This window comes from Methylobacter sp. BBA5.1 (assembly GCF_000746145.1).
Classification (GTDB): Bacteria; Pseudomonadota; Gammaproteobacteria; order Methylococcales; family Methylomonadaceae; genus Methylobacter; species Methylobacter marinus.
This window is the reverse complement of sequence record NZ_JQKS01000037.1, coordinates 1-26,140: the sequence shown is the minus strand read 5'-3', so window position 1 is coordinate 26,140 and position 26,140 is coordinate 1. Positions and strand designations below refer to the sequence as shown.

The following is a 26,140-nucleotide window of genomic DNA, read 5'->3' as shown; positions in this document are numbered from 1 at the left end:
TACCTATCGTGTCATTACAAATTCGCGTGATTCAGGCTTCAAGCGATTAGGCGGTTCAGCTCCATCAAGCCTAGTAATTACAAAACCGACCTTGCCTATTTTAGGGAAATCGATTCTCATCTTTTCAAACATATCAACAAGCATTGTCCGGTTACCCCACGCAGGATCCGCCAATAATACACGGTTGCCTTGTATCCCCCGAAAGATAACAAAATGGTTATATCCCATAATACTTATCGGAACAATGATTGGAGCCTTTTTAATAAGGTCATCAAGCGTGAGTTTACCATAGCCCATGCCTTTGTAACCATGAGCATCTGCATAACGTTTAAGGTCCAGTAACGAAAAACCCTGGCGAATATTGACCAACCCCGGATTTTTGATGTATTCATCCCTGCTCATCAGCGCTTTTGCAACTTCCTTTTCCGTTACCGGATCACCATGCTGGTAATTTAAAAGCGTGGTTAGAGTTGCCGCGCCGCAACTCAGATCCCATTGTTGTATAACGACATTCTCGTGCCGCATTTCAATCAATGACTTCACAGAACGGGCCGGGGAAATTCCTGGATAGCTTCCTATCAGACACAGCAATAGCCCCAGTTTTTTAGCTGTTAAAAAATCCCTCCAAGTCAGTGTCATTAATTTTTGCATACCTGTTATGCCGGAGATAATAGGTTTTTCAGAAGTAAGCCTTGAACAAAAGCGCTTCAGCATTGAAACAAGGGAAAACCCGTGACCGAATAAACAATAACTATCTTTTTTATATGTAAATATAGGCATTTTTATCTCCAGTAGAATTATTTCCATTGAAGCTTCCGAATGGAGCCAGGAGAAATCATTTTTTGATATTTTTATTTTTTGTAAAAAAGTCGTGGAAAAAGAAAACGCCCCGCATTATCATTTAATGCGAGGCGTAACTTGAACTAGTGCGCTTTGAGTGGGATCCGCCTCTCACGCTTCAACATAAAGAGGCGTTTCCTGCTTTTTCTTCTTTAGAATAATGTAGCTGATGAAGAAGAGCCGCTGAAAGCTACGGCGCCATTAGTAGGGACACCTAAAGCATAGCTAGAAAGCGCTGCTGAAGTGCCTTCCGCACCTGAAACAACAAAACCCAAACCAGGTTGAACATCAACTTCAGCATTTGTATATGTTATGCCGAGCAGGTTAGAAATAGCTCCAGCACCAGAATCAGCATAGCCAGCGCCTTCAAATACCACTAATGCACCAGCACTGACGCCGTCCATTTGATCTGCGGACAAAGCCATAGGTTCAGCGCTTACGCCGCCAGCAATTACCAACATTGAAGCACCTGCTAACAAACTAGTTAATTTATTCATTTTATATTCTCCAAATTATTGAATAGCACATTACTTTAAATACAATATTAGACAGGTCTTACAGCGCAGCACCTGATGCAGAAGAGTAAGAGAATGTATAATCTTGAGTAATCTGGCCAGCTTGAGTTGGAATGGATTGCAAAACGATAACACCTGTTGCAGTGTTAGTGTATGTCGCAGCGGCAAATAAACCTGCGGCAGCAGCATAAGCGTCAGCCACGGCAAGACCAGCGGCCGATACATTATCCATTTGTGTTTCTGTCAGGGCGACTGGCTCATCAGCAAATGCAGAACCCATGCCCAAAACCAGTACGCTTGCAGCAATTGTTTTTATTAATTTCATAGCAAAACACCTCAGTTTAATTTATCTAACAAATACCTTAAGTCCTTTAAAACTTAAGGGGTTTCTTAGCCTGTCCCAAGCATAATGCTCGAAGACATTCTAAATTCTTTCAATCTGAACAAACCAAGCTGATGTCAGTGATTCGTGTTAAAAAGGAAGAGCTGTAGGCGCAATGACCGCAACAATGGCACTTCCGCTCAGGTTACTTATAGAGCCTGATGATTTAACGTCGACTTGGATGGAATGAACATTTGAGCCGGTTATGCCCACTGTTGGTGTTACAGATGTGTCCGCCGCAGCTCCATCGCCCACAGCGCTTGCCTGGGCCAGCCCTCCGACAGCAAATCCCCCTCCCGGAAGTTTGGGATTATCGCCGCCCGCCACTGTAATGGCCGCAGTAGTGGTTTTTGTGAGCGCTAAAACATTGGAAATAGCTATTGCCCCCGCATCAACGTCGATACTTGAACCTGCAGTCACCTGATCCATTTCACCCGCTGTAAGTAGTGTCGGACTTGACTTCATTGTTTCCGCTTCTGCAACTGATATAGCTGCACAGGCAGGTATTAATATATAAGCAAATTTTTTAATCATTATTTTACCCCTCAGTTTTCTAAATCAGCTTAGAAACATTACGATCAATTAATAGCTAATTAATCGATTTGTCATACTAAATATATATCGCATTATGACCACTTCATCCATTAACGACTTAATAAAGGATTAGACTTAGAATTTATAATACTATTATTTTTATTTATTACCATTAGTACTGTTACCATTAGTAATATTACTTAATATTAACCCAACCCTTGCTTTAAGTTTTTACTAATTTCTTGATACGGTTACAGTATCAATTAATAAACATCAAAAAGACATAGATGAAATCTTAAAAAACACTTAAAATTTAAGTATTGCTAAATTAACTTCTGTTGAAGCTTTATTGACAATCGATGACAGTATAAATCCAGTTTTTTTCAAATACTGAAACAGGCTATATTTAGCTCAAACCGTTGAGTAACGCGGTTGTGTCATTTGAAATTATGCGCATCGATTAATACTGATCATTTCTCGACCTCGTAGTAGATAATTTCTTTATATCCGCATAGCCGACCCGCTAAATTCAGCCTCGCTTTCAAGTTCAGAAAAAGCGGCCACGTCAGTACGCAATGGTTATCCCATCCCTACAAAATACACAAACAACCAATAACTATTTGATAAATAATATAAAAATAACAATAAAACAAAGAAACTCTTTCTCGAACCCCGCTTTCCGAAGCTCTTCATAACCACTTAAGTGCATTGAAAAACAAGATAATTTAGTATCTTCTTATTTAGTTCCGGAATGATCTAAATATTCGATTAAAACAACAAGATGCTTAATATTTATTTAAGCTTTTGATGTAAAAATAAAAAAAGGGTTTTCACACCCTCTTGACAGGCAATGCCTGATAATAAAAGCAAGCCTAACTTATCGATAGTAATTACTTAATATTTCATAAATATTAAAAACTTATGTTTTTACTTTATTGCAGATCAAAGCTTACAATATTATTTTATTGCCATCTTTTAATGAAATTGACGTCCATTTCGTTGGAGCAGATATTGGGAATAATTTCCTGACGAAATTGGAATTATTAATGGGGAACGGCATTAAACAACAAAGCCGGCTATGGAGTTAAGAACTATTGTTCTTGATTTAACCAATACCAGTTCTCAACAATCAGATTTGCACGACGTCCTTTGTGCTCAGAAGGATAATTTTTCGCTAAATATGTCAGTATTTCTTCTTCGGTTTCCGCAGTCAGTTGATGCAAGCCTTGCGTATCTTGCATCCATCGAATCGTTTTCAACCAACCTTCTCGGGTTGCCCTGTTTTGTATGATCAATTTTGCTGAATGACAAACAGTGCACTCGGATTTTACCTTGAGATATCCCTGATCAATAATCAAACCCGTCTTAGCGTCTATATTAGGTCGCGATACCAGCTGCTGAGCGAATAATAGCGACAAGACAAAAATCATAACCCTAACAGATAAACTCATGACAGTTCCTGACTCGTATTCAGTCAATTTAATTTTGGCGGTTAAATTGTAGGTGCGAATTCATTTACGCCCTATGGGTACTTGTGCCCTTGAGGGTATTCGCACTATTCGTACACCATGAATGCTCTGCAACTTTTTACTCGTCAGAACAAGGCTGACTGCGTACTAGGTTACTTTAACGGCAATTCGGTGGCAGGCATTATTGAGGTAACCTTTCGGATTCCAGCCCGGCACCACCATGGGCTGCATTTTTCCGGCACTGTCGGTCGCCCTGACCCAGACCTCGTAATAACCGGGGCCGGGAAAATCCAGCTCCGCCTGCCAATGCTGCCAGGCCAAACGGTTTTTAGGCTGCCGCAGCTTACAACGCTGCCAGGTCGCACCGAAATCATTGGAAATATCCACAGCCGATACACTCAAATCTCCCGCCCAAGCATGGCCACGCAGTGACAACTTCTGTCCAGCCTTGATCATCGCCCCGGTTTTTGGATAGGTAATCAGCGATTTAACCGGCATGGACTCGATAATACACATATCCTCATCCTTAACATTGCTTCCCGGCTCAACAGGGTGGCAAGGCACCTTATAAGAAAGCCCGGTCATTTTGGCGCCATCGTGGATTTTATTGCGCACGACAATTTTACTGAGCCATTTTCCCGACGTGGAAGCAGGCCAGCCTCCGCAGACCAATCTTAACGGGTGACCGTTCATGGCCGGCATATCCGCACCATTCATGGCCCATGCAATCAGCGTTTCATCTTCAAGCGCCTTGCTCATCGGTACGCCTCTGGAAATAGAATCAAGACTGGATTTGCCGCTGATATGCGTATCACGCCCGTAATAGCCTATATAAACCGCGTCATCTTTAATGCCTAACGATTCCAGCACATCCCGAAGACGCACGCCGGTCCATTCAGGACAACCTACCGCCCCAACCGTCCATTGCCCCTCGGGAACTGGCGGATTAAATTCACTCCTGCCATTACCGGCGCATTCGATCGTTAATTGGTACGTATAATGTTTAAATTTCCGTTTCAGCTCTTCAAGGCTGAACTGGGCATGGGATTCGATGGATTCGCCTTCGATGCGCAGCATCCAGGCGGCGGGATCAATGTTTTCAGGCGGAATACCATTGTTGCGGATAAATAATTTATCAGCCGGGGTAATTAAATCATCCAATAGGTGGGCTGGTGTTTCCGCACTGACGGGCCTGTCATTCACCACAATCAGGCCGGGATGCTTACCAGGAATATGGAAAGATTCATCGGTATCTGCAAAAGCGGCTGGTATCAACCCGCCAGGCATATTGTCGGCAAAAGGGATATGGGCGCCCAGTGCAGCGCTCATCGCCCATAACCCGCTTTTCTTTAAAAACCCTCGCCGGGAAACCGGCTCGACTTCCCTGCCCCAAATGAGCTGATCTGCTTTCTCAGGATTGTCTCTATATAGCTCATGAATACCTCTCAGGATGCTTTTGTTCTTCATGATAAATCCCTCTAATCTCTTAATGAAGGAGGAAGCTAATCCATGGATCTAGTCTTATCAGCCTTAAAAATCAAGGCTAAAGTAATCATTATCATCTCAAATTAGCTAGAGAACTATAAGTTCTAATACTTACAACCTTTGCTATTACAAGAAGTCATCAGCGTTTATGACCACTTTGCCACATAGAAAGCAGTACCCAGACAAATCCCAGGGTTGCAAGCGTAAAGCCAAGAAAAGCGAAAGCCGGCACCCCGAAGATATAAGGCCCTCTTTCTATCGTCGTGATAATGGATGAACCAATAATAAGCGCGGCGGTTATGATGCCCATGGTGAGCCGGCTCATGGCATTATCGGTTTTGTTGGCGTAGTATTCGAGATGCCTGACGTCGATATCGATCTGAAAAGCGCCTTTGCGCGAAGCATGCAGCAATTTGCGCATATCCTTCGGCAAGTTGGAAATTATATCGGCGACACTGACCAGATTACGCCAGCCACGCCTGGCAATGGCTTCCGGCCTGTAGCGTTCCATCATGATTTCCTCAAGATAAGGCGCCGCAAAGACCAGGGTGTTGAAGTCGGGGTTAAGATGCCTGCCGAGGCCATCCAGGGTAATATAAGCCTTGATCAGCAGAGCCAGATCCGCGGGCAGAATCAGATTGTGATCCCTCAGCAAGGCCATCAGATCGCCCATCATGTCCGTCAGACTCAAATCCTTGACCGTGAGCGAACTGTATTGATCGACAAAGGCTTCTATCTCCACGGTAAGCGCTTGTTCATCTACGGTAGGATTGTCCGACCAGTCTTCCAGGATTTCAACTACCCTGGCAGGGGCATGGTTGACCATGCCGTACAGCAAACTGACGACCTGCTCCCGACGCTCTTCAGTCAGGCGGCCGATCATGCCGAAATCGATGAACGCCAGTTTATTATCATGCAGATAAAATACGTTGCCCGGATGCGGATCAGCATGAAAAAAACCATCTTCCATGATCATTTGCATGACTGCCTTGGCGCCGCGATCAGCCAGCAGTTTTCTGTCCAACCCTGCTCGTTCGACCGATTCCAGGTCTCTGCCTTGCACGCCTTCAATGTATTCCTGAACATTCAGTCTTTCGCACGTCCATTCCCAATAGACCTTGGGAATTTTGATATTAAGATCGCCGCTTAAATTGAGAGCGACCTGTTCCGAATTCCGGCCCTCACTGGCGAGATCGAGTTCTCGGCGCAATGATTGATTAAATTGACGCAGTATATTTCGCGGATGAAAACGTCGAAGCTCCGGTTCTTCGGATTCGGCAATATCCACAATGCGTTGTAAAAGCCGCAAATCCGCTTCAATAATTTTACGCAGGCCGGGACGCCGGACCTTCAAAATAACCTGAGTGCCGTCCTTGAGCACGGCTTTATGAACCTGGGCAACTGATGCGGCGGCCAGCGGTTGTCTGTCAACATACGCAAAAACCTCATCGATGCGGCCGCCGATATCCTCTTCAATCTGGGGAAGTAGTTCTTCAAACGGCAGAGGAGGCGCCTGATCCTGAAGTTTTTCAAATTCGGCGATATAGGGCGGTGGAAACACGTCTACTCGAGTCGCCAGAATTTGCCCTAGTTTGATATATGTGGGCCCCAAATCCTCTAGGACGCGCCGAACGCGTTGCGGCGTATCGAGCCTCACGTATTCCTCCACGTGCTTCCAATGCAACACTTTTCCCGCCCGCTCGAGCGCCTGCCCCATCCCCAGGACGCGCACAAAACCGCCAAAGCCGTAACGGATCAATATGGTCGCTATTTCCTGGGCCCGCCCCAGATCCCTGGCCGCGTTTAGCATCTGCCACAGCATTTTATTGGCCGGCGATTATTTTTTAGCCTGAGATGAACGCAGGCTTTCAGCAATGCCTGATAAAATTCCGCTGCCTATTTCAGCTAATGCGGAAGTTGCCGCCACCGTACTTGATATAAGCGTGTCCTTGCTAATCCGCGGCAGGCCTTTCAGCGCGTCCATAGCGATTGAAGCCTGCTGACCAACCGCCGTCCCGCTTTGCCGCGCATGCGTAGTAAAGTCATTGACGATATCCGCAATGATTTGATTGCTGTCCTTGGCAATTTTCTTGACCGTACCCAGAAACAGCTCTTCTAGCTGCTGTATATCGTCAGCAGCCTTGTTAAAATCATGTTGGGAATAATCACTGACCTTGGAAGCCGCCTCCTGGATAGCCAGTTTTGATGCTTCCGCAGCCGTCGCCAGAGCATCATCCAAGGCCGATACCGCCTGCGTAAAAGCCTCTTTGGAATATTCGCCCTGACTTCCCATCCCCTCGCCGATACCTTTGCTGACAGCGTCAGCCACATTGCTGATATTTTCCATATCCAGCCGCCGTTCCGTCAGAGCTTTCAAGGTAATATCCTTGACTCGCAGATAAATATCGGAACCCGAGTCCACCGCGTCCCGAACTGCTTCTTGTACATCTTGTTGCCGGTTTAATTCAGTCATAGCCGTTCTCCAAACGCCTGCGTAAACAAAAGACCCTCTATATTTTATATAAAAAAGTCACGATAGGATTCATGCTGATACGCGTCCCTGGTGCTTAAGTCGACCTTGTTCTGACGAGTAAAAAAGTATGGCACGGGTTACTTGTGCACTCCTTAGAATTCATAAAGTGCGAATACCCTCAAGGGCACAAGTACCCATAGAGCATAAATGAATTCGCACCTGCAAATTTACCCGTCATAAATCAATTGACTGACTAATAGCATGCTGGCCCTACCTTTTCTTTAGAGCAACAGAGAGAATAACACAACTACTCCAGATCGATCTCTCCCTTAATGTTGTAATTCAGGTTTATAGAAGGGATATCAAGCGTCATCGAGACATCGAGCGTTTCTGAACCATTCAGTTTCCCCGATTCAATCGCTTGCGCAACGGCGTGCTCGATTTCTCGCTGCGATGTCACGCCGACTTTTTTGAGGTATTTTCTGACTTCCATATTCAAAGTATCTTCATTCATTTCGACCTCCAGTGGATCAAACTGCGAAATTATTCTACTTTAACTGACAGGTTACCCGGCCGCAGTCAGACGTTCAATCGTATTTAATGTATTTGAAGCGCGGATCATCGGGGGTCCCTGGCAAAGCGCCGCCCTCCTTACCGGGCTGCCAGCAGATCACCTCCTCGATTTTTTTAGCCAGTTCAAAATCTTTATCGGTAATGCCCTTGGCTTCATGATTCATCAACTTAACGATGACAAAAGCATAGGAAACGGTGAGATCGGGATGGTGAAAAGCCGCCTCTGCCAGATGCCCGATAGTGTTCACAACCATTAACGTCGATTTCCAGCCGCTGGTTTTATATTTGCGGCGAATCCAACCTTTTTCAAGATACCAGTGCGGCAGTTCTTCTTTCAGCCGCTCTTCAACATCGGCATCGGAATAAGTTTCTTGTTGTTTGCGTTCTCTCCAGCCCATAACAGCTTACCTCGTATTTGATTATTAATTTAGAGTTCTCAGTAAACCGGCAGTCAAGTTATCGAAGCACATGAACCATAAAACGAGTTAGAATGTTTTTACATGATTTTGTTGCACTAACAATAACCTAGGTAATCAGTCCAATTGCGCCATACTGTTCTATCAGAAACAATACCGGCCTATCCGAGGATAACGTAAGCAAAAAATTAAGTTAACCCTACTTTTAAGCAATGAAAAGGAAGGCTTTATGTTTAATAAGTTGATAATATTCATCAATTTCTTCATCAGTCTGAGTATTTTAATAATACTTTTCCTGATCAAAGAATTTTCTTCATCCCTAAAACATACCAAAATTCGACCTGTCAATCGCTTCTCCTTACCAGAGAAACAAGATGAAAGCGTATAACAAACCGAACGTTAAATAAAGCCAGACTGACAGCCTGATATCGGGATGATCAATTGAGGTGTCGATTCTTCTTTATCTCATTGACCTTCCGTTTCCGGCTCGAGATGAGCGGCTTCACAGCCATTCTGATAAAAAATAAGGGATGGTGGGAATGGAACGACATCAACGGTTAAAGTCGTTTCATTTTGAAATGCGTCAATAGCTGCCGCTACGGCATTACGGAAATTCTTACTCAACTGCTTGGCCAGCTTCTGCTGTGCCTCATCCTCTCCAAGGGAAAACGGATCTTCGGCAAGATTAGTGGCCTCAACGGCCTCCTGCAGGGCATCAATTGAGAATGCTTGTATTTTATTTTCGAATTCGGCGAAGACCTCAGAACCTTTCTCTCTCTTGATACGCTCTATATCGTCGGCGTCCGCATAAACCAGAAACACCCCTTTAGCGCCTTGAAAATCATTTTTACAGACGCCGCCATCCATGATTCTGACCAGCTTTAGGGTTTCATCGCCTTTATTGATGGTAAGCGGCGGATTCTGCCCTGACATGTCCGGAGCATCTTCAGGCACGGCTGGCGTCTCGGTGGTTGCAGGCATCCCGACATCTGCCCCCTGTTTGACTTCCTGGGTGGAACACGCCGCCAGCAGAATAAATAGCATACCTGTTAAAGATTTTACGCTTGCCTTCATAAATACTCCTTTCGCGATGGTTACGGCTGGGACGTAAGCTTGCCATATTATAAGCTTTAAGGGACTCTTAAGATAAGAGAAAGATTGCGCTAAACAGCCTCAGATAAAAGGCCGACGTTTTAGAGCGTTGTAAGCGTGCCATCACGATAATCGCGAAAAGCCTGTTCGCTTTCCGCCTGGTTACTCATGACAAAAGAACCGGATTGCGATTGCTTCCATTAGCGGCCTGGCCGCCAATATCAAAACTGGCTGTCGACATCTTGAATTTTCAGTTCGATGTCCGGCCCATGCCGGTCGCCAACAGTCCAAGCTGGCCTGCCATTAAGCAATCCGTGGCAGTCACCGACATTAAGCTCCCCAAACATTAATCAGCACAGCCCGCTGTCCATGCGTAGACTGCAGGCCTGATTTTTTGTTCCGTCAGGCGACGGATCATGATCCGGCCTTAAAGCCCCCACAACAATGCGCCCCAGAGCAAAAAAACGACGCCACCCGCTTTACAGATGATGCCCGACTCGACAGGCAGCCATTTCTCGACAATAACCAGCAGGGTGATCAGCGCCATGGCGGGCAGATTCATCACCCCGACGGCAAACATGATCAACATCTGCGCCCAACAACAGCCAAGACAGGTCGCCCCATGCCTGAACCCCATGATCAGCGCGCCTGAAGCCCCTTCGCGCCATTCATTGAGCAGGAACCCCATCGGAGACTTGCAGTGCGTCAGGCAGGCGTTTTTAGCCGGCATGAACTGATAAATGCCGGCCAGAAACAACACACCGACCGCCAATACGGTGCTCTGATTGTCCATCATCGGCGTCAACCAGGACCAGCCGTGAAACTGCCATTGCAACAGCGTCAGCACGCTGCTGAACAGAAACCAGACCAACAGATAGGCCAGGACAAACAGATAACCGAGCCGATGCGGCGCTTTTGTGCGCTGTTGGCAGACGCGATGAAAAGCCATGATCATGGGGATAGCGGACGGCAGCATCATGGCCGCCATCATGACCGCCCACATGCTGTAAACCAGCGCGAAGTCGATAAAACGCCAGGCCGCCATTTCCGACGGCGGCATCCACATCTGCGACATCGGCGATGAGACCATCTGCCAATGCTGATAGAAGAGCCAGCCCCAGGCCGCAACAATCACCGCCAGTACAACGGCCAGAACAGATATTTGTGCTCTAAAAAACAAATTATTAAGGCGTGTAGGTAAATGCCGAGAAATAGCCATTGCGCCCGGAAAACGTCCAGTCCTTGTCATAATCCTGATAGCGATACTGTTTGGACCGGCTGACAATGGATGGATGGCTGGTCACCACGCACAACGGCGGATTGTTGATCGTGGCCGGACCGCCGGATATGCCCGCAATACTTTCTATCTCGGCCTGGGCGATGCCGGGAATGGTCAACTGCCGGCTGATGCCCTGCCCCTGATAATCGATTTTAACCTTCTTGACGCCCAGCACCTCGCCGACAAAGCTCATCAGCACAGCCGGATGGCCGCCCTGCTGGCCGCTGAATATCTGCACGATCGCATCGGACTGACTGTCGCTGGCGCGCTCATCGACATACAAAGCCGCCTGCCAGCCGCCGTCTATCATCAGCCCCGGCGCGTAGCAGGCCAGCGCGACATTCAGGCCGTCCAGCGATTGCCCGTCCAGCTGCCCCTGGTCGATATGCCAGGCCACCAGCAGCTTGCAATCGCCCTCGGTGGGCGGTTGCAGCCAGACGCAGGGACAGGACGTTTCGCAGTTACAGGTTTCGAAATAATCGCCTTGCAAGGACCAGTTCTTTGTTTGCGGCATAACACTCTCCTAAAACGGTTCTTTGAACGGGCGCAGATCCAGTTCATGCGTCCATGCGCTCGGATGCTGCTTATGGATAGCCCAGTAGGTCCGGGCTATCGCACTCAGTTTCAGCAGACCATCCCTGCCTTTGGCCTTGACGTAATCCGGAAATTGCTGCCGGGCGCGGTCACCGTCGATCACGCCGTCGATCACGGCATGCACGACATGGATGCCCTGTGGCGAGAATTCCCGTGCCATGCCCTGTGCCAAGGCTCTTAATCCGGCCTTGGCGCTGGCAAATGCCGTAAAAGGCGGTTTGGCCCGCAACGAGGCAGTCGCGCCGGTAAAAAACAGCGTGCCTTGATGCCGCTCCTTCATGGCATTCACGGCGGCTTTGCCGAACAGGAACGCCCCCAGGCAATTTTGCTCCCAGAGCACGGCGAAGGTCTTCTCCTCGGTTTCAAGCAACGGTGCCGGAATATTACTGTCGACGTTATAGGCGGCAATCTCGACCTGAAAACCGCCCAATTCCACCATCTTGAACAAATGCGCGACATCGCGCTCGACAGTGGCATCGGCAATCACAGAGGTGACCGCGCCGCCTTTTTGCCGAATCACGTCAGCAACCCGCTGCAGTTTATCTTCGCTGCGGCCGGCGATGAAGACGTGCAAACCTTTTAAAGCAAAATACTTGGCGAGCGTCGCGCCTAGTCCTTGCTCTGGACCAACACCAATAATAACGGCTGAACATGGCTGCACTATTTACTTTCCCGCTTCGGTTGCCTCAGGCACTTCGATTAATTTCCCTGATTTGACGTCATAAATATAACCGTAAACCGGAATATCGGACGGCACCAGGGGATGCGACTTGATACGTATGACATCTTCGAGCACGCTTTGTGCCTGGTCCTTAATCGTCAGCCAGTCGATGTACTTGCCTTCCGCCGAGCCCGGCCCCTCGCAGCAATCGTGCCAGCCGCTTTCATCGACAGAAGCCGTCTTCAGGCTGCTGCTCAGCAGATCGCGCATGATTTCGTCGTTAAAGGTCTCCATGCCGCAGTCGGTATGATGAATAACAAACCATTCGCGCGTGCCCAGCAATTTATAGGAAATCACCAGCGAGCGGATGGCATCATCACTGGCCCTGCCGCCGGCATTGCGGATCACATGCGCGTCACCTTCGGACAGACCGGCATATTTGGCCGGGTCCAGGCGCGCATCCATGCAGGTCAGGATGGCGAAATGCCGGCCGGGCGGCATCGGCAAATCGCCTTTATCGAATCCTGCCGCATAATCGTGATTCGCGGCAAGCACTTCATTCAATATTTTGCTCATGGAAACTCCTCCCCTTGGTTATTTTCTGCCGAATATCAACGAGAAATTATTGGCCGGCATGTCGATCTGTTCTTTTAATTCCAGGCCATGCTTTTCGGCCGCTTTTTTCAGATCGGCCACATCCTTAAGACCCCATTCCGAGACGCCGGCGGAACTTAAAGTGTCGTGGAACTCCCTGTTGGAATCGGTCGTGAACTTTCCTTCCATCTGGAAAGGTCCGTAGATCAGCAGAATACCGGTATCATCGAGCAGATAAGAGGCGCATTCCATCATGCCGTCGGCTATTGAAATCGGCGCGACCTGAAAAATATTGATGCAGAAAATGGCCGAGAACGATCCCGGACTGCCAGGATTAAACCAGGTCTGCGGATCGGTTAAGTCCAGATGCACCGGATCGGCAATATTGTCGTTGCTGTGATCGACCGACAACTGTTTGATGTTGTCGAAAACGCTTTGATCCTTATCGGACGGATGAAAATGCAAATGCTCGAAATGCGGCGCAAAATAATTGATATGCATACCGCTGCCGCTGGCCATCTCCAGTACGCGGCCAGGGCCTTTAGGGAGTTTTTCTTTCAATACGCCCAAAAGCGGTTCGCGGTTACGGCTGCCGGCCCAGGCAACATATTCACTTAAAGGATGCGGATCCAAGGGGGGTCTTTGTTGATTCATCGTTAAACTCTCAATTGGTTATTGTTAAGGTGCGATTCAATAATCAGCAAACTACATGCCAGCAAATTTAAATAATATTTTACTTAAAAAACAAAGACTTGATTTTTTACTTTACATCAATTGAGAAGCCATGCTTCAATGAGTGAAAATCAATTTCACAAAGCAGTCATGAGCAATAACTCTCTTTCCGATTTAACGCCCGTTTTCTTCCTCCAGACTTTTATTCTTGAATTGATGCATGCCAGCGAGCAACAGGGGCAAAAGCACTGCGAGCAATTAATCGAACACATCGCCAAAACGGCCGGTTGTTTTTTTGAAGAAACCTATCGTAGCGACACCAACAAAAGCGGCATGCTCGATAGAGAAAGCTATACCGAACTCATTCTGGGGCTTAAAAACAATATCGGCGGTAAATTTTCGCTGGCTTCGAGTAATCAGTCGTGTATTACGGTGACCAACTCCAGCTGCCCCTTCGGCGACCGCGTGACCAATTTCCCGGAATTATGCGGCATGACCTCAAGCGTATTCGGCGGTATCGCGGCCAGAAACTTCGGTTACGCCAAGGTCGAGATCAAAAAGAGCATCGCCCGCAACCATGGCTGTTGCGAAGTTTGCGTTTACACCAACCGCGAAGCCGGCAAGGACCGCCCCGGCATCGAATACACCGACACGACGCCGGTCAAGGAAAAGCAGGATATCGATAACCTGCAGGAACGCATCGAGGAAAGCATGCAGCAGATCTGGCGCAAGCAAGCCAAGCCGCCCGCCAAAAAGCACCAGCCGCCGGCCATTGTCGCCAAGTCGCCCACCATGCAGAAAGTTCTGCAATCCATAGAAGTGGTTGCGCCCACATTGGCGACGGTACTGATCCAGGGCCAAACCGGCGTCGGCAAGGAATTGATCGCGCGCGCCATCCACGCGATGAGCGAGCGCTGCCGGAAACCGTTTATTCCGATCAACTGCGGCGCCATCCCGGAAAGCCTGCTTGAAAGCGCGCTGTTCGGGCATGAAAAAGGCGCGTTTACCGGCGCCATCGAAGTGCATCAAGGGTATTTCGAGCGCGCCGAAGGCGGCACGCTATTTCTCGATGAAGTCGATTCCCTGTCGCCGGCCGCGCAAACCCGCCTGCTGCGCGTGATTCAGGAGGGCGAACTGGAACGGGTCGGCGGCAAGCAGACCCTGCCGGTCGATCTGCGCATCATCTCGGCGACCAACCAGGATCTGGAAGAGCAGGTCAAGCAGGGGCTGTTCCGTCATGACCTGTACTACCGTATTAATGTAGTCCGACTCAGCATTCCGCCCCTGGCCGAACGCCCCGAAGATCTGCCTTACCTGGTTCACCTGATCATCCAGCGCCTGAACAAGAAATACAACAAACAAGTCCAATCGGTCAGCCGCGAAGTCATGCAGAAAATACGCGCCTACCCCTGGCCGGGCAATGTCCGCGAACTGGAAAACATCCTCGAACGCAGCCTATTGTTTACCCAGAGCGAAGAAATTACCGACCTGGATTTGGAACTCCCGACCACGGTAAACGTCGCCGACGAATGGAAGGACATCAAGGAAAGCGCCCTGGTCCGAGTCGAGCAGGCCTATCTGAAAACGGCACTAAAAGCCCACCGGGGCGATGTCAATAAAATTGCCGAGAGCATGGGCGTCACGCCGCGCGCCGTCTACGGCAAGCTGAAAAAATACGCTTTCAACCCGGCCGAATACCGAAGCCCGTCGCCGTAACCCGATCATTACCTGCGCCTTTCCTGAACCTGCAGCACCAGACTGTAAATCACCGGAAACACCAAAAGACTCAGCATCAGCACGGTCACCATGCCGCCCAGTACCGGCGCGGCGATGCGCTGGGTCACATCGGCCCCGGTGCCGGTGGCCCACATGATCGGCACCAGTCCCAGCATGGTCGTGAAGGCGGTAATGGCCACCGGGCGCACGCGCAGGGAGGTGGCCGCTTCGACGGCTTCCCTGATTTCCGGCGCTGTTAACGCGGCCTGCTTTTGCTCGCGCAGCCTGGCGATTTCGATGTCGATAAAATTCAGGACCATGACCCCGGTTTCGGCGGCCGTGCCGGCCAGCGCGATAAAGCCGACATAGACCGCGACCGACAGGTTGAAGCCGTACCCGTAAATCACCCAGATGCCGCCGATCAAACCAAAAGGAATCGTCAACATGACGATGACCGGCTCGACGAAATTCCGGAACGTGAAATACAGCAGCAAAAAAATCAGCAGCAGCGTCAGCGGCACCACGATCCGCAGCCGCTGTGCCGCCCGCTCCATGTATTCAAACTGCCCCGACCAGCTGACCGTGTAGCCGGCAGGAATCTCGACCTGCTGCGCCAGCGTCTTCTGCGCCTTGGCGACGAAGCCGCCGATGTCGGCCGTGTTGATGTCGACATAAATCCAGGCGTTGGGCCGGGCGTTTTCGCTCTTGATGACGGGCGGCCCGCGCCGCAAATTAAGGTCGGCCACCAGGGCCAGCGGTATCTGCGCGCCGGTCGGGGCTGGGATCAGGACCCGCCTCAGGCTTTCGAGGTTGTCCCGCAGCTCGCGCGGATAGCGCAGGTTGACCGGATAGCGCTCCAGGCCTTCCACGGTTTCGGTCACGTTCATGCCGCCGATGGCGGTCTGGATGACGTCCTGCACGTCGCCGACCGTGAGCCCGTAGCGGGCGGCGGCATCCCGGTTGATGTCGAAATCGAGATAATAGCCGCCGACGGCGCGATCGCCGAAGGCCGACAGGGTCTCCGGCAGCGTTTTCATCGCCTGCTCGATGGCCCTGGCCAACCTTTGCAGTTCATTCAGATCCGGTCCGGACACCTTGATGCCGACCGGCGTTTTAATGCCGGTCGACAGCATGTCGATGCGGGTCTTGATCGGCATGGTCCAGGCATTGGCGATGCCCGGGAAGCGGATCGCCTCGTCCATTTCGGCCATCAATTGCCGGGTGGTCTTGCCGGGATCGGGCCACTGCGCTCTCGGCTTGAGGCGGACGATGGTTTCCAGCATCGACAACGGCGCCGGATCGGTCGCCGTATCGGCCCGGCCGACCTTGCCGAAGACATGCTGAACCTCGGGAAAGGTTTTCAGAATCTTGTCGGTCTGCTGCAGCAGTTCCCTGGCCTTGGTGATGGAGATGCCGGGGAATGCGCTCGGCATGTACAGGATGTCGCCTTCATCGAGCGGCGGCATGAACTCGCTGCCGGTTTTCGCCAGTGGATAGGCTGTCGATGCCAGCAAGATGACGGCGATCAGCAAGGTCACAAAGCGCCAGCGCATGGCCATTCTTAAGACCGGCGCATGAATAAAGTGCAGAAAGCGGCTGGCCGGATTCTTGTGCTCGGGAATGATTCTGCCACGGATGAAATAGCCCATCAGAACCGGCACGACCGTGATCGTGAGCAGCGCCGCCGCGGCCATCGCATAGGACTTGGTATAAGCGAGGGGGCTGAACAGGCGGCCTTCCTGTGCCTGCATCGCAAAAATAGGAATGAACGAAACGGTGATGACCAGCAGCGAAAAAAACAGCGCCGGCCCCACTTCTTTCGAGGCGTTGGCGATGGCCTGCCAGCGCTCCTGCCGGGTCAGTTCGGCCTGTTTCTTTTCCGCGGCCTCGGCCAGATGCTTGTGGGCGTTCTCGACCATGACGATAGCGCCGTCGACCATGTCGCCGATGGCGATGGCAATGCCGCCCAGCGACATGATGTTGGCGTTAAGCCCCTGCAGCCGCATGACGATAAAGGCGATCAGGATCCCTAACGGCAACGTGATGACGATAACCAGCGACGAGCGCAGATGCAGCAGGAACAGGGCCACCATGACGCAGACGATGACCAGTTCCTGGGTCAGCGCCGTGTACAGCGTATCGACGGCGCGCTCGATCAGATCGCCGCGGTCATAGACCGGCACGATTTCGACGCCTTCCGGCAACCCCTTGGCCAGTTCCGCCAGTTTAGCCCTGACCCCTTCGATGGTCGCCCTGGCGTTCTCGCCGAAACGCATGATCACGACGCCGCCGGCGGTCTCGCCTTCGCCGTCCAGTTCCACCAGGCCCCGGCGCAGTTCGGGACCGATATGGACATGGGCCACGTCTTCCAGACGAACCGGCGTACCGTTGGCATCGACGCCCAGCGGTATGCCGTTGATGTCGTCGATGTCACGGATGTAGCCCAGCCCCCTCACCATATACTCGGTTTCGGCCATTTCGATCAGGCGGCCGCCGACATCGTTGTTGGAGCGCTGAATGGCCTGCCTGACCTTGGCCAGCGGGATGCCGTAGGCGAGCAGAGCATTCGGATCGACTTCGATCTGGTACTGCTTGACGTAACCGCCGACGGAAGCGACTTCGGCCACGCCGGGCACGGTTTGCAGCGGGTAACGCAGATACCAGTCCTGGATCGAGCGCAACTGGGCCAGATCGCGCTCGCCGGTTGTATCGACCAGCGCGTACTCGAATACCCAGCCGACGCCCGTGGCATCGGGCCCCAATGCCGGACTGACGCCCTGGGGCAGACGGTCGCTGGCGTAATTGAGATATTCCAGCACGCGCGAGCGAGCCCAATAGATGTCGGTGCCGTCCTCGAAAATGATATAAACGAAAGACAGGCCGAAAAAGGAATAGCCGCGGACGACGCTGGCCTTCGGAACCGCCAGCATGGCCGTCGTCAGCGGATAGGTCACCTGATCCTCGACCACTTGCGGCGCCTGCCCCGGATATTTGGTAAAGACGATGACCTGTACATCGGACAGGTCCGGTATCGCATCCAGCGGCATGGTTTTAAAAGACCACAAGCCCGCCGCGCCCAGAATAACGGCGCCCAGGAGCACGATAAAACGGTCTTTCAGCGACAGGTCGATCAAGGCCTTAATCATGCCGGTGCCCCTCATGCCGATTAGGTTCCGCCTCTCCATCCGTATTGCCCGAGTTTTGCGGGGTCGGTAAAGGCAAAGGCTTACTGCTCAAATCGGCGGGCTCGTCAGGCTCTCTCATCTTGGTGGTGACTTCGCGCAGCTTGGATTCCGAATCGAGCAGAAATTGCGCGGAAGTGACGACCTTTTCGCCCGCTTCCAGACCTTCCAGCACCGCCACCTTGCCGTTGGATGCGAGCCCCAGCGTTACCGTGCGCGGCTCGAACTTGCCGGGGGCTCGCACGACAAAGACCTGATTGCGGGCGCCGGAGCGGATCACGGCCTGGGCGGGAATCGTCACCGCCTCGACTTTTTTGCCGGCAAAAATCGTCACTTCGGCGAACATGTCCGGTTTTAACAGCAACTCCGGGTTATCGAACGCGAGCCGCACTTTGATGGTCCGCGTTTTAGGCTCCGCATAAGGGTAGATATAGGCCAGATGCCCCTCGAAGACGCGGCCGGGAATGCCGGCCAGACGCATTTCGACCCGGTCGCCGACCTGGACCCACGGGAGTTCGTATTCGTAGATGTCGGCATAGACCCAGACCGTGGACAGGTTGGCGATCATGTAGAGTTCGGTGGCCGGCGTCACATACTGGCCCTCGCGGACGCCGATATTCATGACGATGCCGGCCGCCGGCGTATGGATATGCAGCGTTTTTTTGATTTCATGCGTGCGGGTCAGATCATGCAGTTGATGCGCGGGGACATCCAGCAGTTTCAGGCGCTCGCGCGAACTCTTGACCAATTCCTCGGCGCCGCGCCGGATATCCTCGATCGGACTTTGCTCCAGCGCCTTGAGATTGTTCAGAGCCAGAATATACTCCTGCTGACTGGCCACCAGCTGCGGTGAATAAATGCTCAGCAGATCCTCATTCTTTTTGACCCATTCGCCGGTTTTATCGATCCGCAATGTCTCGATCCAGCCTTCCGTTTTCGGATGCAGCCGCACCAGGCGCTCTTCGTCGTACGCCACCCGGCCGACGGCGCGTACAACGTGCGAGAGCGTTTCCTTCCCGGCAACGGCCGTGCGCACGCCGATATTCTGTTCGGTCACCGGATCGATTCTGACGGTACCCGGGGCGGTTTCGGCGGCCTGCTCTTGGTCGGCATAGACGGGCACATAGTCCATACCCATCGGGTCTTTCCTGGGGACTGGGGACGTAACCGCAGGGTCCATCGGGCTTCGGTAATACAACGGTTGTCTGGGGGCCGGCGTTGTCTCGACCCGCGGCTGAAACTTTTCGGCGGCCAACCAGTAACCGATGCCCAGGCCCGACGCCAGCGCCAGAAAAACCGCGATGATGAGCCGCCTATTCATAAATATTCTCCTGGCCGACTACGGCAGTCAATTGCGCTAAAGCCTGCTGCGCTTCGGTAAAGGCGTTCCAGTACTGCATTTCGTAGTTGAACAGCGTGATCTGGCTTTGCAGCAGGTTGAGAAAATCGACCTTGTTGACCTGATACCCGGACAGCATCGAGGCGACCGTCTGCCGCGCCTGCGGAATGATGCCGGTTTTGAACAGCTCGCTCTGCTCCCTGGCCCGCCGGTAGTCGCTGTGGGCCTGCGAAATCTGGCCGCGCACCTGATTCCACTGGTCCTGCAGGGCATACCTTTGCTGCATCAGTTCGCTGGTGCGCTGATCGACGGCCTTGGCCTGCTTGTCGGCCAGGAAGACCGGCACGCTGACGCTCAGCCGCATGCTCAAAAAGTCCGCGCGCTCCTGGCCGGACAGCGTGTCGTCGCGGGCGCCGTAAGCCGCGCCGACATCCAGATCGGGGAAGTAATCTTTCTCGGCCAGATCGAGGCGCGCCTGGGCCGCGTTAATGTTTTCGCGCTGCGCCTCCAGCAACGCCCGAGCGGACTCGGCCCGTTGATAAAGACCGGCTTCGGCCATGATGGCCGGCAGCTTCTCGTCCACGCTGTCGGGCAGCATGATCTCAAGATTTGCGGGCCTGTCCAGCAGCACGTTGAGCTGAGCGGCAAGATTGCGCCGGCTGCCCTCGAACTTGATCTGCTGGTCCAGCAGCTTTGACAATTCCAGTTGCGCCAGCAGCACCTCCTGCTGCAAACCTTCGCCCACTTCGTATTTGGTGCGGGTGATCTGGATGAACTGGCGCAGCAGCGTCTGGTTGCTGTCGATAATCTGCAGGGCATGATCCAGATAGAAAATCCCCCACCAGATCGTTTTGACGTTTTTCTGCAGCCACCAGCGCGCTTCCGTGACATTCTGCAGGGCGGCGGCGGCTTCGAAAGCGGCGGCCTGCTCGCGCAGCGTCAGTTTGCCCGGAAACGGGAGGGTCTGGGAGATGCCCACCTGGATCTGGGTCATGGGCTCCTGCCGGGTGTCGAACGTGTCGACCGGAAGATTCAGGGCGTTGAAGCTGATGACCGGGTCCGGCAAGGTGCCGACCTGCGACGGGATGGCCGCCATCGCCTGCGCCCTGGCCTGCATCTGCGCCAGATCGGGGTTGTCCTGAACCGCCTGTTCAGTCGCGGCTTTCAGCGTTAAAACCGGCGACTCCCCGGCGCCGACAGCGCCGCCGGCCAGCAGAAAAACGGCTAAGGCAAGACGCTTGAATAGGATCGGTGACGGCATGATATCCTCGTACACATGTTATAGTTCCGTTAAGTCGATTGGCTAGTTTAACTGATGTTGTGCAAGCCGTATAAAAACGCCATCAGGCACATGGGCTTCAGGATAGCCGCCTGTGCGGACCGAAGCTGTCGCGGAAAGGCGGCCCTGCCCGACTGGAGTTCCGGCGCGGCACAGGAACGATCCTCAAGCCGCCACCTCCAATATTTGATTAAAAATCTTCAACACGACCAAAAACAACAAGAGTCTGAATGATTACAACTGATGCAGTAATAACCTTACTCAACGACGTATTGCGCCAGCCGATGCTGATCCCGGGCCTGGCCGCTGCTTTCATCATTTTCGCTGCCGCAAGTTTTTTTATTTATCGCCGACGGCGGCGTCGGGCGGCAGTCGCGGCACTGGACCACGCCGCAACCGGGAGTAAAGCAACCGCCTGGCACGGCATGACCGCTGAACAGGTGCTACAGGCGCTGGCCTCGATCCAGGCCCAAGGGCTCAGCCGGACAGAGGCCGCGAAGCGGCTCAAGCATCATGGGCCCAATAAGCTTGCCGAAAAAACGGCTCGCCCCGCCTGGCGGCTGCTGTTATCGCAGTTCAAGAGTTTTCTGATCGTCGTGCTGATCGCAGCCGCGCTGCTGGCCGCGGCGGTCGGCGATATCTCGGACGGCGCCGTGATTCTGGTGGTGGTCATCATCAACGCCTGCCTGGGATTCTATCAGGAATATCAGGCCGAACAATCACTGGCGGCACTGAAAAAAATGCTGGCGCTGCAGGCCGAGGTCCGCCGTGACGGCCAGAACAGCAACCTGCCGACTGAACAACTCGTGCCCGGCGATATCGTGATTCTCGATGCCGGCGATAAAATCCCGGCCGACGGCCGCATCATCGCCGCCCAGACGCTGGAAGTCGATGAATCGTCCCTGACCGGCGAATCGCTACCGGTTGCCAAGCAAACCCAGGCGCTATCCGACGATTCACCGCTGGCCGAGCGCAGCAACATGGTTTACATGAACAATGCCGTCACCCGCGGCCGCGCCGAAATGGTCGTGACCGCCACCGGCATGGATACCGAAATCGGCCGGCTGGCGGGGCTGCTCGCCCAAACCCGGGATGGCGACACGCCGCTGCAAATACAGCTGGACAGCCTGGGCAAACGGCTGGCGCTGATCGCCCTGATCGTGATCATCGGCCTGTTCGCGAGCGCCGTCTGGCGCGGCGAACCACTCATAGAAACCGCGTTTACGGCTATCGCGCTGGCCGTGGCCGCGATACCGGAAGGTCTGCCGGCGGTCGTCACCGTCACGCTGGCGCTGGGCATGCGTCGCCTGGCCCGGCAGCGCGCCATCGTCAAGCGTCTGGCGGCCGTCGAGACGCTGGGCTGCACGACCGTGATCTGCACCGATAAAACCGGCACGCTGACCGTCAATCAAATGACGGCGCGGTCGGTCTATTATCAGGGCCGCAACTATCGGGTCAGCGGCGAAGGCTATGACCAGACCGGCACGATTTCGGCTGAAACCGGCGACACCGGCGACCTGTCGGCGCTGTTGCTGCCGCTGGCACTGTGCAATAACAGCCACCTGAACAGCGATCAAGTCATCGGCGACCCGATGGAAGGCGCCTTATTGGTGCTGGCCGCCAAGGGCGGCGTCGATAAAAGCCGGGCCGGCAAGCAACTGCCGCGTCTGGCCGAACTGCCCTTCGACGCCGAACATAAATTCATGGCAACCTTCCATCGCGATGGCGATCACGTCAAGGTATTCGTCAAAGGCGCGCCCGAAATCGTGCTGAACCGGTGCACCACGATGCTCACTGCCGATGGCAAGCCCGCTCCGCTCCATAAGGATACTCTGCTGACAGTCAATAAATCCATGGCCTGCACCGGCCTGCGCGTGCTTGCCGTGGCCGAAAGAACGCTGCCGGCTAACCGGTTTTCGGCGGACCGCGACCTGTTCGAGTACATGGTGGATCTGACGTTTGTCGCGCTGATCGGCCTGATGGACCCGCCCCGGCCTGAAGTCCGCGAGGCGATCGCGCTGTGCCGGCAAGCCGGCATCGAAGTCAAGATGATCACGGGCGACCAGAAAGTGACGGCCAATGCCATCGGCCAGGAACTGGGCCTGGCGGGCGATGTCATCGAAGGCCGGGAACTGGCCGATCTGGACGATGCGGCGCTGGCCGGGCGCATCGATGCGCTCGCCGTTTTCGCGCGCACGGCGCCGGAACAGAAAGTCCGCATCGTCCAAGCCCTGAAGGCCGACGGCCATATCGTCGCGATGACCGGCGACGGCGTCAACGATACGCCGGCCCTGAAAAGCGCCGATATCGGCATCGCCATGGGCATCACCGGCACCGATGTCGCCAAGGAAGCGGCGACGATGGTGCTGACCGATGACAATTTCGCCACGATCGTGAGAGCGGTCAAGGAAGGGCGCGGCATTTACGACAATATGATCAAATTCATCCGCTTCCAGCTTTCGACCAATATCGGCGCCATTCTGGCCGTGGCCGGCGCCCCGCTGCTGGGATTGCCGATTCCATTCACGGCCGTGCAGCTGCTGTGGATCAACATCATCATGGACGGGCCGCCGGCCATGGCCCTCGGCATCGATCCCGCGCGGCCGGGCAGCATGATGGAGCCGCCGCGCGATCCCAAGGCGCGCATCCTGTCCTGGCGGCGCCTGGGCAATCTGTTCAGTTACGGACTGACCATGGCGATCGGCACGCTGGCGGTGCTGTACTACGGTCTTCGCAACGGTCAGGCTGAACACGCCGCCACATTGGCGTTCACGACTTTTGTGCTGTTCCAGGTGTTCAACGTGTTCAACGCGCGCGCCGAAAAAATCACGACATTCAATCGGCATTTCTTTGCCAACCGCATGCTCTGGCTGGCCATTTCCGGCGTCGTGCTGCTGCAATTACTGGTGATACACTGGCCGCCGGCGCAGGCGGTGTTCCGCACCACGACGCTGACGCCGACAGACTGGCTTATCGCGGCCGGCGTTGCCTCGTCCGTGCTGATACTTGAGGAAGCGCGCAAATTTTTACAAGCTATCGGCGAAAGACTCATCCCCCCAAAACCGAACGCTTAGATTCTGCTCAGATAACAAAAACAAAAGGTGCGGCATGAAAAAAAAAGTTACCGAAGTTTGCAGCCACTTTCTGATCCAACTGGAAAACCGTTTGTTGCGCTACCCTAAAACGCTGCTTCTGCTGATCCTCCTGGCCTGCGGAGTCAGCCTGTACTATACGATAGGCCATCTGGGCATCGATACCAATACCTCCAAAATACTGTCGGAGGAACTGCCTTTTCAACAGGACCGGGAACGCTTCATCGAGGCTTTTCCCCAGGATGACCAGGCCATGTTGGTCGTTGTCGACGCCCCAACGCCGGAACAAGCCACTCGCGCGGTTAATTACCTGGACACACAATTCCATAATGAAAAACAACAGATAAAATCGGTCTATATCCCCGGCGCCGGGGAATTCTTCGACCGGCATGGCCTGCTTTACCTAGAGCAGGATGAACTCGAGGAACTGGCCGCCAAGCTGGCCGAGGCCCAACCCTTCGTCGGCACCCTGTCCGGGGACAACACTTTGAAGAGTCTGCTGTCCATTCTCGGACAGGCCATTACCACGGACGAGCGTGAACTGCCGGTCGACCTGAACCCCCTGCTTGGTGAAATACGGACATCGGTCCGGGCCGTGCTGGACGGCAAACCCTATCGGCTGTCCTGGCAGCAAATGATGATTGGAGAAGACCAGGAATTGTTAAGCAGCCAGCGCTTCATCCTGATCAAACCGCAGCTGGATTTCAACGAACTGATGCCTGCCGCAAAATCGGTGGAAGCGGTGCGGGCTATCGTTGAGGAGGCCCGGCACGCGCTCCCCGACGTTCAAATACGCCTGACCGGCGAAGTCGTGCTGGAGCATGACGAATTGGCCACGGTGACCTACAGCGCCGAAATCGCCTCGCTGTTTTCCTTTGTTCTGGTTTTCCTGGCTTTATCGATTGGCCTGCGCTCAATAAGACTGACGCTGATCACGCTCAGCGTGCTGGTGATGGGATTGCTGCTGACCACTGGCTTCGCCGCGCTTGCCATCGGGCATTTGAATATTATTTCCATCGCCTTTGCGGTTTTGTATATCGGCATCGGTGTGGATTATGCAATTCAACTGTGCCTGCGCTATCGGGAATTATTACAGATGCAATTATCCCGGCAACAGGCGCTGATCGAAGCCGTGCGCAAAGTCGGCCCTTCCATTGCTTTGTGCGCGATTACGACGGCGGCGGGCTTCTTTGCCTTCATCCCGACCGCCTACACCGGCGTCTCGGAGCTGGGCATCATCGCCGGCGTCGGCATCTTTATCTCGCTGCTGATCACGCTGACGGCGCTGCCGGCGCTGTTGACGCTATTCCCGCTGAAGCCGGCGCCTCCCGGGACATCCGACAGTCTGTTTCCGGACTGGGCCTACCGCTTTCCAATGCGGCATGCGACTTTGCTCAGATGGACGGCGGCGACATTGACACTTGCCGGCCTGGCCCTGCTGACTCAGGCCCGGTTCGACATCAACCCGATCAACTTGCGCGCCCCCGACACCGAGTCGGTCGCCACGTTCAGGGAACTGCTGACCTCCAAGGACGCATCGCCGATGACGCTGACGGTGCTGGCCAATAACAAACACCAGGCGCTCGATATGGCGCAAAAACTGACACGGCTAAACTCGGTCGAGAATGCGATCACGATTGTCGATTATATTCCCGATAATCAGGACGCCAAGCTGGCCATCATCGAGGATCTGGCTTTAGTGATGGGGCTCCAGCTGACCGCCTTCCCCGCCCCTCGGCAGGTCAGCGTCGAAGATACTATGGCAGAGCTGGAACAATTCCGGCAGGCCATAGACCGGCATTTGGCGAACGAGCCGGGCAGTGAGCTGTCGGCGAACCTGAGCCGGCTGCGCGAAGACCTGGTCTCGCTGCTGGCCGTGCTGCGATCCGAATCCGGGCCGGAAAAAAAGGCAAGGCTGGAGCAATTGCAGTTCAGCCTGCTCGATACCCTGCC

Annotated in this window: 22 protein-coding genes; 3 read left to right on the top strand and 19 right to left on the bottom strand. The window is 53.3% G+C overall.

All coding sequences use genetic code 11. From position 1 onward, the window contains the following. Positions 1-3: 3 nt before the first annotated feature. The 16 genes from EK22_RS25005 to EK22_RS18560 all read right to left on the bottom strand — a co-directional run bounded on the left by EK22_RS25005 (position 4) and on the right by EK22_RS18560 (position 13,561). Positions 4-807 carry a C39 family peptidase gene (locus EK22_RS25005; RefSeq protein ID WP_020157233.1) on the bottom strand — a complete coding sequence of 268 codons (804 nt, stop codon included), beginning with the start codon at positions 805-807 and terminating at the stop codon, positions 4-6. Positions 808-992: 185 nt separating this feature from the next. Next, entirely contained in the window at positions 993-1,337 is a 345-nt protein-coding gene (locus EK22_RS18630; protein WP_152565145.1) for a hypothetical protein, read from the bottom strand. Positions 1,338-1,395: 58 nt separating this feature from the next. After that, a complete protein-coding gene (locus EK22_RS18625; RefSeq protein WP_020157234.1) occupies positions 1,396-1,680 on the bottom strand; it encodes a hypothetical protein in 285 nt (94 codons plus the stop codon). 147 nt (positions 1,681-1,827) lie between these two features. Next, positions 1,828-2,271, bottom strand: coding sequence for a hypothetical protein (locus EK22_RS18620; RefSeq protein WP_020157235.1), 444 nt, complete (start codon positions 2,269-2,271; stop codon positions 1,828-1,830). Positions 2,272-3,362: 1,091 nt separating this feature from the next. Then, complete coding sequence (locus EK22_RS18615; protein ID WP_036253441.1) at positions 3,363-3,722, bottom strand: hypothetical protein; 360 nt, start codon at positions 3,720-3,722, stop codon at positions 3,363-3,365. 165 nt (positions 3,723-3,887) lie between these two features. Beyond that, positions 3,888-5,207 (bottom strand): sulfite oxidase, encoded by a 1,320-nt coding sequence (locus EK22_RS18610; RefSeq protein ID WP_036253439.1) that lies wholly within the window; start codon positions 5,205-5,207, stop codon positions 3,888-3,890. A 157-nt stretch (positions 5,208-5,364) separates the two neighbouring features. Further along, positions 5,365-7,047 carry an ABC1 kinase family protein gene (locus EK22_RS18605; protein ID WP_036253436.1) on the bottom strand — a complete coding sequence of 561 codons (1,683 nt, stop codon included), beginning with the start codon at positions 7,045-7,047 and terminating at the stop codon, positions 5,365-5,367. 15 nt (positions 7,048-7,062) lie between these two features. After that, complete coding sequence (locus EK22_RS18600; protein ID WP_036253433.1) at positions 7,063-7,698, bottom strand: DUF6781 family protein; 636 nt, start codon at positions 7,696-7,698, stop codon at positions 7,063-7,065. A 307-nt stretch (positions 7,699-8,005) separates the two neighbouring features. Further along, on the bottom strand, positions 8,006-8,212 hold the full coding sequence (locus tag EK22_RS18595; protein WP_020157240.1) for a DUF6494 family protein: 207 nt from the start codon (positions 8,210-8,212) through the stop codon (positions 8,006-8,008). Positions 8,213-8,285: 73 nt separating this feature from the next. Beyond that, positions 8,286-8,669, bottom strand: a complete 384-nt coding sequence (locus tag EK22_RS18590; RefSeq protein ID WP_020157241.1) for a 4a-hydroxytetrahydrobiopterin dehydratase — start codon at positions 8,667-8,669, stop codon at positions 8,286-8,288. Positions 8,670-9,152: 483 nt separating this feature from the next. After that, a complete protein-coding gene (locus EK22_RS18585; RefSeq protein ID WP_036253430.1) occupies positions 9,153-9,761 on the bottom strand; it encodes a hypothetical protein in 609 nt (202 codons plus the stop codon). Between the two features lie 445 nt (positions 9,762-10,206). Next, a complete protein-coding gene (locus tag EK22_RS18580; protein WP_081917966.1) occupies positions 10,207-10,959 on the bottom strand; it encodes a DUF2182 domain-containing protein in 753 nt (250 codons plus the stop codon). A 4-nt stretch (positions 10,960-10,963) separates the two neighbouring features. Further along, positions 10,964-11,572: a DUF1326 domain-containing protein gene (locus EK22_RS18575; protein ID WP_020157245.1), complete on the bottom strand. Its 609-nt coding sequence runs from the start codon at positions 11,570-11,572 to the stop codon at positions 10,964-10,966. A 9-nt stretch (positions 11,573-11,581) separates the two neighbouring features. Continuing rightward, a complete protein-coding gene (locus EK22_RS18570) occupies positions 11,582-12,316 on the bottom strand; it encodes an SDR family NAD(P)-dependent oxidoreductase (RefSeq protein ID WP_027146939.1) in 735 nt (244 codons plus the stop codon). After that, entirely contained in the window at positions 12,317-12,889 is a 573-nt protein-coding gene (locus tag EK22_RS18565) for a beta-class carbonic anhydrase (RefSeq protein WP_020157247.1), read from the bottom strand. An 18-nt stretch (positions 12,890-12,907) separates the two neighbouring features. Then, complete coding sequence (locus EK22_RS18560; protein WP_020157248.1) at positions 12,908-13,561, bottom strand: DUF938 domain-containing protein; 654 nt, start codon at positions 13,559-13,561, stop codon at positions 12,908-12,910. Between the two features lie 168 nt (positions 13,562-13,729). Here EK22_RS18560 and EK22_RS18555 point away from each other — a divergent pair, with 168 nt between their 5' ends. After that, entirely contained in the window at positions 13,730-15,295 is a 1,566-nt protein-coding gene (locus EK22_RS18555; RefSeq protein ID WP_036253459.1) for a sigma 54-interacting transcriptional regulator, read from the top strand. A gap of 8 nt (positions 15,296-15,303) precedes the next feature. Here the strand turns inward: EK22_RS18555 and EK22_RS18550 are convergent, their stop codons facing one another. The 3 genes from EK22_RS18550 to EK22_RS18540 are packed head-to-tail and all read right to left on the bottom strand — an operon-like array spanning position 15,304 to position 21,077. Beyond that, the gene (locus tag EK22_RS18550) at positions 15,304-18,441 is read right to left on the bottom strand and encodes an efflux RND transporter permease subunit (RefSeq protein WP_027146941.1); all 3,138 of its coding nucleotides are present in this window, start codon (positions 18,439-18,441) and stop codon (positions 15,304-15,306) included. Beyond that, on the bottom strand, positions 18,434-19,798 hold the full coding sequence (locus EK22_RS18545) for an efflux RND transporter periplasmic adaptor subunit (protein ID WP_036253423.1): 1,365 nt from the start codon (positions 19,796-19,798) through the stop codon (positions 18,434-18,436). The genes EK22_RS18550 and EK22_RS18545 overlap by 8 nt, the downstream gene beginning before the upstream one ends. Continuing rightward, a complete protein-coding gene (locus EK22_RS18540; protein WP_036253457.1) occupies positions 19,791-21,077 on the bottom strand; it encodes a TolC family protein in 1,287 nt (428 codons plus the stop codon). The genes EK22_RS18545 and EK22_RS18540 overlap by 8 nt, the downstream gene beginning before the upstream one ends. Positions 21,078-21,325: 248 nt before the next feature. Between EK22_RS18540 and EK22_RS18535 the strand changes: the two genes are divergently transcribed. After that, positions 21,326-24,169: a calcium-translocating P-type ATPase, PMCA-type gene (locus tag EK22_RS18535; RefSeq protein ID WP_235209449.1), complete on the top strand. Its 2,844-nt coding sequence runs from the start codon at positions 21,326-21,328 to the stop codon at positions 24,167-24,169. A 34-nt stretch (positions 24,170-24,203) separates the two neighbouring features. After that, a partial coding sequence (locus EK22_RS18530) for an MMPL family transporter (RefSeq protein WP_036253420.1) occupies positions 24,204-26,140 on the top strand: 1,937 nt, incomplete at its 3' end.